11 protein-coding genes are annotated in these 13,172 nt (G+C 37.4%); 1 reads left to right on the top strand and 10 read right to left on the bottom strand.

Annotation, left to right across the window (positions count from 1 at the left end; translation table 11 throughout):
• Window positions 1-286: 286 nt before the first annotated feature.
• Genes deoB through deoC form a run of 3 tightly spaced genes read right to left on the bottom strand, consistent with a single transcriptional unit; the run spans window position 287 to window position 3,490 of the window.
• Window positions 287-1,474 carry a phosphopentomutase gene (gene deoB / locus ACF3N8_RS05195; protein WP_009383956.1) on the bottom strand — a complete coding sequence of 396 codons (1,188 nt, stop codon included), beginning with the start codon at window positions 1,472-1,474 and terminating at the stop codon, window positions 287-289.
• 12 nt (window positions 1,475-1,486) lie between these two features.
• On the bottom strand, window positions 1,487-2,788 hold the full coding sequence (locus ACF3N8_RS05190; RefSeq protein WP_009383957.1) for a pyrimidine-nucleoside phosphorylase: 1,302 nt from the start codon (window positions 2,786-2,788) through the stop codon (window positions 1,487-1,489).
• Between the two features lie 39 nt (window positions 2,789-2,827).
• The gene (gene deoC / locus ACF3N8_RS05185; RefSeq protein WP_009383958.1) at window positions 2,828-3,490 is read right to left on the bottom strand and encodes a deoxyribose-phosphate aldolase; all 663 of its coding nucleotides are present in this window, start codon (window positions 3,488-3,490) and stop codon (window positions 2,828-2,830) included.
• Between the two features lie 145 nt (window positions 3,491-3,635).
• Between deoC and deoD the strand changes: the two genes are divergently transcribed.
• Entirely contained in the window at window positions 3,636-4,346 is a 711-nt protein-coding gene (gene deoD, locus ACF3N8_RS05180) for a purine-nucleoside phosphorylase (RefSeq protein WP_392450368.1), read from the top strand.
• Between the two features lie 821 nt (window positions 4,347-5,167).
• On the opposite strand, the gene ACF3N8_RS05175 is transcribed toward deoD, so the two are convergent.
• From ACF3N8_RS05175 to ACF3N8_RS05145, 7 genes are all read right to left on the bottom strand, one after another.
• Window positions 5,168-5,611, bottom strand: coding sequence for a DNA starvation/stationary phase protection protein (locus tag ACF3N8_RS05175; protein WP_009384942.1), 444 nt, complete (start codon window positions 5,609-5,611; stop codon window positions 5,168-5,170).
• 87 nt (window positions 5,612-5,698) lie between these two features.
• Window positions 5,699-6,583 (bottom strand): ribokinase, encoded by an 885-nt coding sequence (rbsK, locus tag ACF3N8_RS05170; RefSeq protein WP_026049020.1) that lies wholly within the window; start codon window positions 6,581-6,583, stop codon window positions 5,699-5,701.
• A 19-nt stretch (window positions 6,584-6,602) separates the two neighbouring features.
• Window positions 6,603-6,995: a DUF393 domain-containing protein gene (locus tag ACF3N8_RS05165; protein WP_238094272.1), complete on the bottom strand. Its 393-nt coding sequence runs from the start codon at window positions 6,993-6,995 to the stop codon at window positions 6,603-6,605.
• Between the two features lie 588 nt (window positions 6,996-7,583).
• Complete coding sequence (nhaC, locus tag ACF3N8_RS05160) at window positions 7,584-9,014, bottom strand: Na+/H+ antiporter NhaC (protein ID WP_238101103.1); 1,431 nt, start codon at window positions 9,012-9,014, stop codon at window positions 7,584-7,586.
• Between the two features lie 231 nt (window positions 9,015-9,245).
• The gene (locus ACF3N8_RS05155) at window positions 9,246-10,616 is read right to left on the bottom strand and encodes an EVE domain-containing protein (protein ID WP_009384946.1); all 1,371 of its coding nucleotides are present in this window, start codon (window positions 10,614-10,616) and stop codon (window positions 9,246-9,248) included.
• 76 nt (window positions 10,617-10,692) lie between these two features.
• Window positions 10,693-11,673: a YeiH family protein gene (locus ACF3N8_RS05150; RefSeq protein ID WP_009384947.1), complete on the bottom strand. Its 981-nt coding sequence runs from the start codon at window positions 11,671-11,673 to the stop codon at window positions 10,693-10,695.
• Between the two features lie 88 nt (window positions 11,674-11,761).
• Window positions 11,762-13,078 (bottom strand): LysM peptidoglycan-binding domain-containing protein, encoded by a 1,317-nt coding sequence (locus ACF3N8_RS05145; protein ID WP_238102120.1) that lies wholly within the window; start codon window positions 13,076-13,078, stop codon window positions 11,762-11,764.
• Window positions 13,079-13,172: the final 94 nt, after the last annotated feature.

Genomic DNA, 13,172 nt, shown 5'->3' with positions numbered 1-13,172 from the left:
TCCATTCATTGTTTCGAATAGTAAATATGATGTTAACGATTATACGCAATATTCGGAATATTCACGTTACGTTTACCCATCCAATAAATTATTATTCATTTTATCGGAATTAAGGACAAATGTCATTATTATTTAGTAAATTTCTTCTGAAAATTAAAATAAATTTTTAAACGAGTGTAGGGCGTTACGGGGAGGATGAGATTAGAGCGTCGGTACATTGCGGTTTTGCTTTATTTTATGAAAAAGAGTTGGAGCGCGAGGCGCCCCCAACTCTATAAGTTATTGTTTACTTTTTAATATCCATTTCTTTAAGGTAACTTCTACCATACTCCGGTAAGTCAACTCCGAAGTTATCAGCAATTGTAGCACCTATTGAACTAAATGTTGAGTCCGACGATAACTCATGATATTGATCAATCTTCTTACTGTACATCAGTAATGGAACGTATTCACGCGTATGGTCTGTACCATCTGCAGTAGGGTCATTACCGTGGTCAGCTGTGATAATAACTAAGTCGTCTTCATCTAAAGCTTCATATAACTCTGGTAAACGATTATCAAAGTCTTTTAGTGCTTGTTGATAGCCTGGTTTGTCACGACGGTGACCATATAAGGCATCAAAGTCTACTAAGTTTAAGAAACTCATACCATTAAAGTCAGATTTTACAACGTCGATTAATTGGTCCATGCCATCCATATTGTTTTTAGTTCTGATTGCTTTTGTAACACCTTCACCGTCATATATGTCATTAATTTTACCAATCGCAATGACATCATAGTCTGCATCTTTTAACGTATTCATGACTGTCTTACCAAACGGTTTTAAAGCATAGTCATGACGGTTTGACGTACGTGTGAAGTTTCCTGGCTCACCGACATATGGTCTAGCGATGATACGACCGATTAAATACTTAGGATCCTTCGTAAGCTCACGTACCTTTTCACAAATGTCATAAAGCTCTTCAAGTGGAATTACATCTTCATGCGCAGCGATTTGTAACACTGGGTCTGCAGACGTGTAGACGATTAAGTCACCCGTCTTCATTTGATGTTCGCCCCACTCATCAATGATTTGAGTACCTGAAGCGGGTCTATTTGCAACGACTTTACGACCTGTCATACGCTCGATTTCATCAACTAATTCTTGAGGGAAGCCATCTGGATAGACTTTGAATGGTTGCATAATATTTAAGCCCATAATTTCCCAATGTCCAGTCATCGTGTCTTTTCCTACAGAAGCTTCACTTAACTTTGTATAGAATGCTTGAGGTGCTTTCGTTTCATTCACAACTGGTAACGGCGCAATATTTCCGAGACCAAGTGCTTCTAAATTTGGTAAAGTGCCTTCATAGCCTTCTAACGTATGGCCAAGTGTATGCGAACCTTGGTCGTTAAAGGCCTTTGCATCGGGGCCTTCACCAATACCGACTGAATCCATTACAATAAGATGAACTCTTTTAAATGGTGTAGTCATATACATTCACTCCTATTTCGTAATCACTTTATGAATAAGGTCTGGTTTCGTACCTTCTTGTTCAATCTTAATATTGTCATAAAGCTTCGTTTTAACTGCTTCTATATCTGTTTGATTACAGTGAATCGTTAATAGAGATTCGCCTTCTTTCACAGTGTCGCCCACTTTCTTGTTTAACACAAGTCCAACGCTTAAATCGATTTCATCATCCTTCGTCTTACGGCCGGCACCCAACATCATCGAAGCAACGCCGATTTCGTTCGCAATCATTTCTGTAATGACCCCTTCAGAACGTGAAGGTAACTCTACTTTATGCTTTGCTTCTGGTAGCAGATGAGGATGGTCAACAACGTCACCATTACCACCTTGATTTGATAAGAACGTTCTAAATTTCTCTAAAGCTTTACCATTCTGCATGACTTCCATTAATTTCTCTCGAGCTTCTTCTAATGATTTAGCTTTCTTTGCTAAAAAGACCATTTGAGCACCTAATGTAAGTACGAGTTCGGTTAAATCTTCAGGGCCTTCGCCTTTTAACGTGTCAATCGCTTCTTTAAGTTCAAGACTATTACCGATTGCACGTCCTAATGGCTGGCTCATATCTGAGATAATCGCCATTGTTTGACGACCGACATTGTTCCCGATTTGAACCATAGCATGTGCAAGTTCTTCTGCATCTTCTAACGATTTCATAAATGCACCATTACCTGTTTTAACATCTAGTACGATGGCATCAGCACCCGCTGCAATTTTCTTACTCATAATTGAAGATGCGATTAACGGAATTGAGTTAACAGTACCCGTTACGTCACGTAATGCATATAATTTTTTATCGGCTGGCGTTAGGTTACCCGTTTGACCAATAACAGCAATCTTGTCTTTATTTACAAGTTCTACAAACTCTGACTCTGAAATCTCAACGTGGAAACCTTCTACAGATTCGAGTTTATCGATTGTACCGCCTGTATGTCCTAAGCCACGTCCACTCATTTTTGCTACCGGGATATCAAGCGCGGCAACTAATGGCGCGAGTACTAACGTCGTTGTATCTCCGACACCGCCAGTTGAATGTTTATCAACCTTGATGCCTTCAATTTCTGATAAATCAATAACGTCGCCTGAACTTACCATAGCCATCGTTAAATTCGCACGTTCTTCTTCGTTCATGTCTTGGAAGAATGTTGCCATCGCAAAACTAGAAGCTTGGTAATCTGGAATATCGCCATTTGTATACCCTTCGATAAAGAAGTCGATTTCTTCTTTCGTTAATACTTTACCGTCACGTTTCTTTTCAATGATGTCTACCATTCTCATAGTTATTCGCCTCATTTCACTTTATATCAGCATGCAGAATTAATAGTCAGAATCAGAAGTTAAGCCTTCCATAATTTGAACGCCAGCACTTGCGCCGATACGTGAAGCACCGTGATCAATCATCGTTTTGAAGTCTTCTAAGTTACGTACGCCACCAGATGCTTTAACTTTTAACGTATCGCCTACTGTGTCATGCATTAGCTTAACGTCTTCTTTAGTAGCACCGCCTCCAGCAAAGCCTGTTGATGTCTTAACAAACGTCGCACCTGCTTCTTTACTTAATTCGCATGCTTTAACTTTTTCGTCATCAGATAATAATACTGTTTCGATAATGACTTTCGTTGTTTTACCATTAGCTGCTTCAACAACTGCTTTAATGTCTTCTAAAACTTCGTCATAGCGACCGTCTTTTAAAGCACCGATATTGATAACCATATCAATTTCATCAGCACCATTTTGAATCGCGTTCTCTGTTTCAAAAGCTTTTACTTTAGAAGTAGTCGCGCCTAAAGGGAAACCAATTACAGTACAAACTAGTACATTACTATCTTGTAATTGTTCACTCGCGTATTTAACATGTGTAGGATTTAAACAAACTGATTTAAAGCCATATTGCTTAGCTTCTTCAATAATTTGGTCGATTTGAGCTCGTGTTGACTCCGGCTTTAATAATGTGTGATCTATATATTTTGCATAATTCATGTAAAATCCTCCTAAATTTATATCTTCCACAGTTTATGTTGACTGTGAATTATATTTACACTCACTTATATATTACAAAAATTCGCAATAATAATAAACTAATGTTATCTTAAAAGGGATAACGATAGTAAAAGGAGACGATTTTATGTCAAAAGGAACACCGCATATTCAACCAAAAGAAACTAAAATTGCTAAAACAGTTTTAATGCCTGGCGATCCACTTCGTGCAAAATATATCGCTGATAACTATTTAGAAAATGTAGAACAATTTAACGAAGTACGTAACATGTTTGGTTACACTGGTACGTATAAAGGAAAAGAAATTTCTGTAATGGGTTCAGGCATGGGTATCCCAAGCATCGGTATTTACTCATATGAACTTTATAATTTCTTCGACGTTGATACGATCATCCGCGTCGGTTCATGTGGCGCTTTACAAGAAGACGTTAACGTATACGATGTTATTATTGCGCAAGGTGCATCTACGAACTCAAACTACGTTGACCAATACAACATTCCAGGTCACTTCGCGCCATTAGCTGACTTTGATTTAATGGTTAAGGTTAAAGAAAAAGCAGATGAACTTGGTGCTACAAGCCACGTAGGTAACGTATTATCATCTGACACGTTCTACAATGCAGACGAAACATTTAACGACAAATGGATTGAAATGGGTGTACTTGGTGTAGAAATGGAATCAGCAGGTTTATACTTAAACGCAATTAAAGCTAAGAAAAAAGCATTAGGTATCTTCACTGTAAGTGACCATATTCTACGTGACGAAGCGACTACACCAGAAGAAAGACAAAATTCATTTACTCAAATGATGGAAATCGCTTTAGAAATCGCTGAATAAATTGATTCATTAAGTGGAGGGCTCCCTTTAGTGGGAGCCTTTTTATAGTGGGTAAGATATGAGTGAATATGTTCTTTATGAATTTTTGAGGGAGTTTGAAATGATCGTTTGATTTACACGTTTTTGAAGTCTTGTAAATTTAGAGGCTGTTGATTTACACGTTTTCGATTTCTTGTAATTTTGAACGGCCTTGGTTTACACGTTTTTGAAGTCTTGTAAATTTGAAGGCTGTTGATTTACACGTTTCTGATTTCTTGTAAATCTAGAGGTTGTTGATTTACACGTTTCTGATTTCTTGTAAATCTAGAGGTTGTTGATTTACACGTTTCTTAAGTCTTGTAAATTTAGAGGCTGTTGATTTACACGTTTTCGTTTTCTTGTAATTTTGAAGAGCCTTGGTTTACACGTTTTCGTTTTCTTGTAATTTTGAACGGCCTTGGTTTACAAGTTTTTGAAGTCTTGTAAATTTGAAGGCTGTTGATTTACACGTTTCTGCAGTCTTGTAAATTTGGAGGGCCTTGGTTTACACGTTTTTGAAGTCTTGTAATTTTAGAGGCTGTTGATTTACACGTTTCTGCAGTCTTGTAAATTTGAAGGCCTTTGATTTACACGTTTCTGATTTCTTGTAATAGAAGGTGTAATACTTATGTTTATCACGTTTCTACTTTCTTGATAAACCGACCCCCTGCTCCATCCTAATTTACCGCTACAATACTTAAGCTCAACTGAACTATAGGCATAGCCTATGATTTTCAAAAAACACAAACAATAGAAAAACCTTCATTGAAAGCGCAACTACGCTCAATGAAGGTTTCTTTATTTTATGCTAAATATGATTCTAACATCCAAACGTGTTTATCGATGCTTGTTTGCATACCGATGAACATATCTTCTGAAACGTCATCGCCTGCTTCACCAGCAACTTCAATCGCATGTGATAATTGTTTAGAAATATTCTTAAAGTCTTCCGCTAAGACTTCAACCATTTTTTCAGCAGTTAAATGTTTATCTGCTTCGTCGACAATTGAAAGATCTAAAGCTTCACGAAGCGTGCCTACCGGGTTACCGCCTACAGCTAAAATACGTTCTGCAAGTTCATCTACGTATTGACTTGCTTCATTATATAACTCTTCAAACTTCGTATGAAGTGCGAAGAAGTTCGGTCCTTTAACATACCAATGGAAATTGTGTAATTTAGTATATGCAACAGTCCAGTTTGCTACTTGTTGGTTTAATGCTTCTACTACTTGATTTTGATTAGACATAATTGATTAACTCCTTTGCTACTTTGTAATAGTTATTATATTATAATTATTCTAATCTGTAAACACTAAACACCTATTTATTTATAATTATTCTAATTTAGACAAAGCCTCATCTACGACTTCACGTTCTGGCATACCGCTTTGTGCGCCAACTGCAGTAACCGCATATCCCGCAGCTACATTTGAAAACCGTATCGCTTGCTCTAGCGTTTTATTCTCAGTTAACGCTACCGCTAAAGCACTGTTAAACGTGTCGCCAGCACCAGTCGTATCAACAACATTCACATCGTATGCCGGAATGACTTTTAAACTATAATCCCAATATACCGCACCTTCGTCACCACGCGTTACAATCAACTTCCGAGGTAATTGCTTGAGCGTGATAGATTGTGCATCACAAAATAACTGATCATGTTCATTCTCATTTGGCGTTAAATACGTGACTTTTTCTATCAATTCACGCGGTAGCTCACGAAACGGCGCTGGATTCAAGATAACCTTAAAGTCCTTTTCAGAGGCAAAACGAATCACCGCCTCAACAGTCTCACTTGGAATTTCCTGTTGAATAAGCAGAACGTCCCCCGCTTCAAACCTTTCAAGTTTAGGCAAAACGCTATCTGGAGTCACATGATGATTAGCTGCAGGCACGACAATAATGCGGTTGTCATTGTCAAAGAGGGTAATATGCGCGGTACCGGAATGCGCGTTCTCAATCACATCGATCAAGGAGGTGTCGACGCCGTGATGATTAAAGTTAGCAATAATCTCCTGACCAAAGTCATCATCGCCGACAGCACCAATCATATAAACCTCACCGCCGAGTTTAGCTGCAGCAACCGCTTGATTCGCGCCCTTACCACCAGGCGTCGTGACAAATGACGTCCCAAGTACCGTCTGACCTTGCTCTGGAATTGTATCCGTCTCAACCACAAGGTCCATTGAGGCGCTTCCAACGACTATAATTCGATTCATACGTTTACGACCTTTCTGATTACGCGTTATCTTCAGTGAAAAAAGCGCGCTCTTCTTTAGTAGGTTGGTGCCATTCCGCATGCCACATCTTATCACGGTTATTCGCAAATAAATTATAGCCGAAATCACGAATTGGTTTCGGAATCATCCATAACGCATACCCTAATAATTTAAACGAAGATAATGATTTGATAAGATGCGCAATCGCAGTAGATTTATAATATAAGTGGTCACCTTCTTGCACGATGACACTATTACGATTTTTAGCTTCAGGGTGCTGGTCAAATAAATGCTGTGCAGCGTCACCTTTTAAAGACATGATTTCATAGTGCTTTGGTAAGCCATTCTGAATCAACCAAATAGCGAAATTGTAACAATACACACAATTTTTATCATAATAAATAATTGCCATAGTCCATCACCTTTCAAATTGAGTTTAACTTCATTATACGTTGTCGCCTATAGATGCTCAATCAACTCCTATATACCCTGTTGTGTGATACACAGACACGCTTAGTTTTCTCTTTTTGAAAAGCCCTCTAAGTTTACGGTTTGACAGGGCCGCTTCGAAAGCCTTTGTTCAATCACAATCCCTCCTCTTGAAAAGCTCTCTAAGATAACGCTCTAATTGGGCCACTTAGTTAACCTTTGTTCAATCGCAATCCCTCCTCTTGAAAAGCCCTCTAAGATTACGGTTTGACAGGGGCCACTTCGAAGCCTTCGTTCTATTCCATTTCCCCATCCTGAAAAGCTCTCTAAGAAACCTTAGTTTCTTCTGTTTCATAAAGCTTCAACTTTCTCTTCTTAAGAAGTTTCAATCAGTACGCTCTGACTATGCCACTACGAATTCCCTTGAAAAGTCTCAATTCACCACATTTCGAAAAGACTTTTGAAAAAGCAAGTTATCGCCGCAAAACCTTACCTATCATCGACTCGCGCACAAACCCCTCACTAAACACAAATAAGCTGGAACACGGGCGTGTCCCAACTTCTACATATATTAAGCCATTTTTTGTTCTTCAATAAAATTTGCTTTTTCAGATTCAGTTAATTTAATAATCTTGAAGCCAATGTAACCATAGATGATTGAGATAATTGGCACGAGATAGTTTAGAATCGCGAACGGTGCGTATTCTGCAACACCAACACCTAAAGTAGTCGCTATAAATACACCACATGTATTCCATGGTACAAATACTGACGTTAACGTACCGCCATCTTCAAGTGCACGTGATAAGTTCTTAGGATGTAAGTCATACTTCACAAAAGTCGCTGCGTACATACGTGAAGGTACAATGATTGAAATATATTGTTCTGAACACGTTACGTTCGTACCTACACAAGATACGATAACTGAAGCAATTAAAGAACCTGTGTTCTTCGCAAACTTTAAGATAACTGTAATTAAAGCCTTTAACATACCTGAGTACTCAAGTAGTCCACCGAATGTCATCGCAACAAGCGTTAATGAAATCGTGTAGAACATCGATTCCAGTCCACCACGGTTAAATAATTCATCAACTAATTTATTGCCTGACTCAAGTTTATAACCTGTTTGTAATGCTGTAACCGCTTGTTCTAAGTTATCCCCTTGAACAAAGATTTGCGCAAAGAAGCCTAATATAATACCCACTACAATTGCCGGTATTGCTGGCATCTTAAACATAACTAAGATGATAACGATGATTGGAATCAAGATTAACCAAGGTGATATCGTGAAGGACTTTTCCATGGCACCCATAATCTTATCAATCTTGTCGTTGTTTAAATGATCCTTACCATACACCTGACCAAGCACGAAGAAAGCAATCAAACTGATCACTAACGCTGGAACAGTTGTATAGAACATATGTTTAATGTGGTCGAATAAATCTACGCCAGATAATCCACTCGCTAAGTTCGTCGTATCTGAGAGCGGGCTCATCTTATCACCGAAATATGAACCTGAAATGACTGCTCCAGCAACCATACCTGGTGATAACCCCATACTTAAACCAATACCCATCGAAGCGATACCAACCGTAGCCATTGTAGACCAACTACTACCAATTGCGAGCGCAACGATACCACAAATTAGCACGACCACTGCTAGAAAATATGTAGGCGAAATTAATTTAAGTCCGTAATAAATCATCGAAGCGACAACACCACTACCTATCCATGAACCGATAATTAAACCAACTAATAAAATAATGACGATGGCTGGAAGTGCATGACGGATCCCCTTATACATCATCTCTTCCACTTCATCCCATTTATAGCCGTGGCACATCGCTACAATAATTGCTACAGAAGTACCGATAATTAAAGGCATGTGTGGTGCTTGTTTTAAAACAACTACTGTAAAAAGCATGCATCCGATCATAATCGCTAAAGTTAACAATGCATACCATACATTAATATTCTTTTTCTTAAACTCCAATTTTCCCATCCCCTTGTCTAACTAATATGTTTAGTATAACGATTAAAAGTGTTAAATACAAGATGAATTTTCATAATATTCATATTATTAAGTAAAATTGATGGAAATTAAATCATATTCTGATTGAGTTAAGAATATTATTATAAATATAATCGAATTAGTCCTAATGTTTAGCACTTTCACCCATAAAAAAAATACCTAGCACGTGTTGAAATTTCAACTACGTGCTAGGTATATCTCTTAATGATTAACTTTGATAATACGCGTATATTTTAGAAATTGCTCGGAATACTTAGACTTAATCGTGTCAGCGGAATCGTAAGTCACACCAATAATGTGCCAGTTAGGATTAAAGTGATAGAACGAATCTTTCTGCTTACTCCATTTAACCATCTTTCCAGTTTTGTCATAACGCGGTAACGTCATTTCGTAACCTTCTAAAACATTGATATACGTTTGGAAAATTTCAGGATCAATGCGATCAAATTGATCAATGACTAAAAAGCTACGATCCGTTCTAGGCATTAACTTGGTGATAAAACCTTCTCTATAGTAAAGTGCGCCTGTCTCGTTCGGTAAATAACACCCATATAACATTTCTTCACTGAAATCTTTATGACCTGTCGTAAATACAGGATTCGCTTTCGTCTTCTGAAGTAAAGTTTCAGACGCTTTTAATCCTTCTTCTTTTTTATCAACCATTAATAAGATAAATGGTTTCAACTGGTCATCGTTGTCGTTAGCAAACGCTTGTCTTTGAGAGACTTGAGAGAAGTTCTCTTTGAGACCACCGTTTTCACTCATTTCAAGTATCGCATTGTATTGAGACTTCGTTAAACTAGCGATAGCTTGCTTCGCATTTTCCTGTAAGAAATAAAGATTCTTAAGTTTAGGATGCTTGTTTAAAGCAAATAATGAAATTGGTTCAATATCTTGTTCATAAATCACTTCTATAGCCGTGCTATTCGTGCGACCTTGAATCGGTGGTTTATCATGAATATGAGCACTCACTTCACCAGTTCCAATAACGGATTGATTCGCAAACTTATTATAGAAGATCACTTTATCTCCAATTTCAAGTTGCGTGTAATTGTAGTAGCCGTTACGTTTAATACCGTTAATCGTATGGGTATAAATCGTGTACTTTTCACCTGAAGTGAAGTCATCTGTTTCAGATAAGAAATAGTATTTCGGAATTTGAAGTTGGCCGCTTCCTAAGCCATAAATAATATCAAATTCTTCTTTAGAAATTTTATTAAATAATGTTTCTTTCATATTATTGATTCTAAATTCTAAACGTTCACTGCGTTTAAGATAATCCGCAGAGATACGATAGAATGATTCATTAAATTTAAATTGTACATGTGTCTTATTGGATGCACCTGTTTCAACACGAGTAATTTCACCACAACCTAATAAACAGGCATTTGTTTGAACTTGATAAAAGATCACTTTATCGCCTACTTGAGCTTGTTTAAATGCTCTGTAACCTTGACTCGGATTAAAATGTGCACCTGATTCAAATGTTGTCGTTTGACCTTCAAGTGGTTCATTATGATTAAAGCGATTATAACCACAGTTTAGCCAAAAGTAATTTGTTTCCAAACCCATTGAAATACTCCCTTGTATGTCGTTTTATTCATTCTATTTTACTTATTATAAAGGTTAATGTGAGACACGACAATTGTTAAATCATGCCCATTAAAAATAAACTTAGGAAACTTGTTAATATCACGACAAGCCACGTGACTAAACCAAGCATAATCGGTTTCATACCTGACGCTTTTAACTGTTTAAAGTTCACAGATAAACCAATTCCAGCTAGCGCCATACTGATTAAGAACGTTGCGATCGTTTTAAATACATTGATCCATTCCTCTGAGAAGCCAAACAGCGTACTAATCAATGATGCAAATAAGAAATAAAGTATAAACCAAGGAAAAATCTTCTTAATTGAAACGTTAGACGCTTGTGCCTTTTCACGCTGATACATACGATACGTAAAAAATAGTACAACTGGAATAATCATTAATGTACGCGTCAATTTAACTACTGTGCCGTATGTTAACGCTTCATCGCCGTAATTAGCCGCTGCCGCTACAACACTTGATGTGTCGTTAATAGCCGTACCACTGAAGTAGCCAAACGTCTCTTGTGACATATGAAGTAAATGGCCTAACGGTGGAAAAATAATGACCGCGAGTAAGTTAAAGAGAAATACCGTTGAAATCGCGTACGCAATTTCTTGTTCCTTTGCTTTAATAACTGGACTTGTAGCTGCAATTGCTGAACCCCCACATATTGCAGTACCTACACCTACTAAAATACTTAAATGTTTATCAATATGAAAAGCCTTCATTAAGATGTAAACAGCTAAAAATGCACTTATTAAAGTAATCAGTATAATAGGTAAAGATTTCAAACCAGTTTGACCGATTTGATTAAAACTTAATGTAAAACCGAGACATATAATACTGTAATGAAGAATTTTCTTACTGCTGAATTTAATGCCCTTTTCAAAGGACTTTGGAATACGCATCGTATTATTGATAATAATACCGATGATGATTGCGAATATCGCACTGCCTACTAGAGGTAAAAAGTGTCCTAAAATCGTAGCCAGTATCGCAATTGAAAGTGTTAATAAGATACCTCTCAATTTGTTCATACAAAAACCTCCAATACCGTATAGTTTATCATAAACATATTTCAAAACTGATACATATATCAGAGGTTCTATTTAAATTAAGTTGAATTTAATGAATATATGAATAATTGCCAACTTCACTAGCTGGAATCGTACGTGTCGACATAATGCCAGGTGGGTTATTGAAATTCATTTCTGAAACGACTAAACTACCATCAGCATTGATACGCTCGATGAAGGCTACATGACCCGCCCAACCAGCAGTTGTATGAAGAATCGCACCTACTTCAGGTGTTCCATTAACAAGGAAACCATTTTGACTTGATGCATTCGCCCAGTTATTCGCGTTACCCCAGAACTGACCAATTGTACGACCGATTTCTTGTCGGCGGTTGAATACATGATAAGTACAATTTCCCCAAGCATACGTATTGTTTAAAAATTGACGATTTTGATTCGTAACCGACGTTACAGGCGTTGTGACAACTGGTTGAACAGGAGTAGAAACAGGTGTCGTTTGAACAACAGGTTCTACGTTCGGTTTAACACTAGGTTGTGGTGCTGGTGTTTCAACTTTCGGAACCGCTTCTCGCTTCACTCGAACTTTCTTAATAACCGGCTTCGTCGCAGGTTTTTCTACAACATGCTCAGTAGTTTGAGATTGTACATTTTCAACCTTAACAACAGGTACTTCAGGTTGTTGAACGTTTACGTCTTGACGTTTAACGTATGTCTTCTTAACGATAGGTGCTACTTGAACTTCAGGTTTTACGACCTCAGGTTGAGGTTGAACTTGAGGTGTTTGAACCAGCACGTTTTCAACCTTAGTTTGATCATTTTGACTCACTTTAAGTGCTGCACTTTCTGAAAGTCGTTTACGATTCAGGTAATTCGTTACCGCTTGCTTAAGTGTTAAACGTTTTGGAACTTGCGCTACTTCGACATGGCGTCTTACTTTACGAACTTTCTTAACACCAACTTTAGCTTTTGGGGCTTTTGCAACATGGGTAACTTGAGAAGTTGTTGTCAGACTTAATTGTTGTCCAGGATGAATAAGTGAAGATGATAAGTGATTATTTCTCATAATGTCATGGTAATTCATGTTAAATCTTCTACCGATATCAAATAACGTATCTCCTGCTTTAACGGTATAAACATTTGGTGCATGACTATTTTTATAGACATGTCCATTGTCTTTAGAATGAATGGATGGCACACTCAGATACTGATTGACATAAATTGTATCGCCAGTTAAACCATTCATTTCTTTTAACTTTGCAACAGAAGTATGGTAGCTTTGAGCAATACCCCAAAGTGTGTCTCCCGCTTTAACTTTATAAGATGTAGCAGCTTCTGACTCAGATACAGCTGCTACGCCAGCAATAATTGATGTTGTGAACAATGATGTAAGAACTTTTTGCTTCAAAAGGATAACCTCCATTTTTACTGTATCATCTACACACTCATTATAATATAAAATCACTTTTATATTTGTTACAATTACATTTCATTTTATATAC

Origin of the sequence: Staphylococcus massiliensis (assembly GCF_043186315.1) — a bacterium.
GTDB lineage: Bacteria > Bacillota > Bacilli > Staphylococcales > Staphylococcaceae > Staphylococcus > Staphylococcus massiliensis.
The sequence above is the reverse complement of the archived record's forward strand: the minus strand, read 5'-3'. Positions and strand labels throughout refer to the sequence as shown.

Coding starts and splice junctions, on each gene's coding strand:
- deoB (WP_009383956.1), bottom strand. CDS start 1,474: ATGACTACACCATTTAAAAGAGTTCATCTTATTGTAATGGATTCAGTC.
- ACF3N8_RS05190 (WP_009383957.1), bottom strand. CDS start 2,788: ATGAGAATGGTAGACATCATTGAAAAGAAACGTGACGGTAAAGTATTA.
- deoC (WP_009383958.1), bottom strand. CDS start 3,490: ATGAATTATGCAAAATATATAGATCACACATTATTAAAGCCGGAGTCA.
- deoD (WP_392450368.1), top strand. CDS start 3,636: ATGTCAAAAGGAACACCGCATATTCAACCAAAAGAAACTAAAATTGCT.
- ACF3N8_RS05175 (WP_009384942.1), bottom strand. CDS start 5,611: ATGTCTAATCAAAATCAAGTAGTAGAAGCATTAAACCAACAAGTAGCA.
- rbsK (WP_026049020.1), bottom strand. CDS start 6,583: ATGAATCGAATTATAGTCGTTGGAAGCGCCTCAATGGACCTTGTGGTT.
- ACF3N8_RS05165 (WP_238094272.1), bottom strand. CDS start 6,995: ATGGCAATTATTTATTATGATAAAAATTGTGTGTATTGTTACAATTTC.
- nhaC (WP_238101103.1), bottom strand. CDS start 9,014: ATGGGAAAATTGGAGTTTAAGAAAAAGAATATTAATGTATGGTATGCA.
- ACF3N8_RS05155 (WP_009384946.1), bottom strand. CDS start 10,616: ATGGGTTTGGAAACAAATTACTTTTGGCTAAACTGTGGTTATAATCGC.
- ACF3N8_RS05150 (WP_009384947.1), bottom strand. CDS start 11,673: ATGAACAAATTGAGAGGTATCTTATTAACACTTTCAATTGCGATACTG.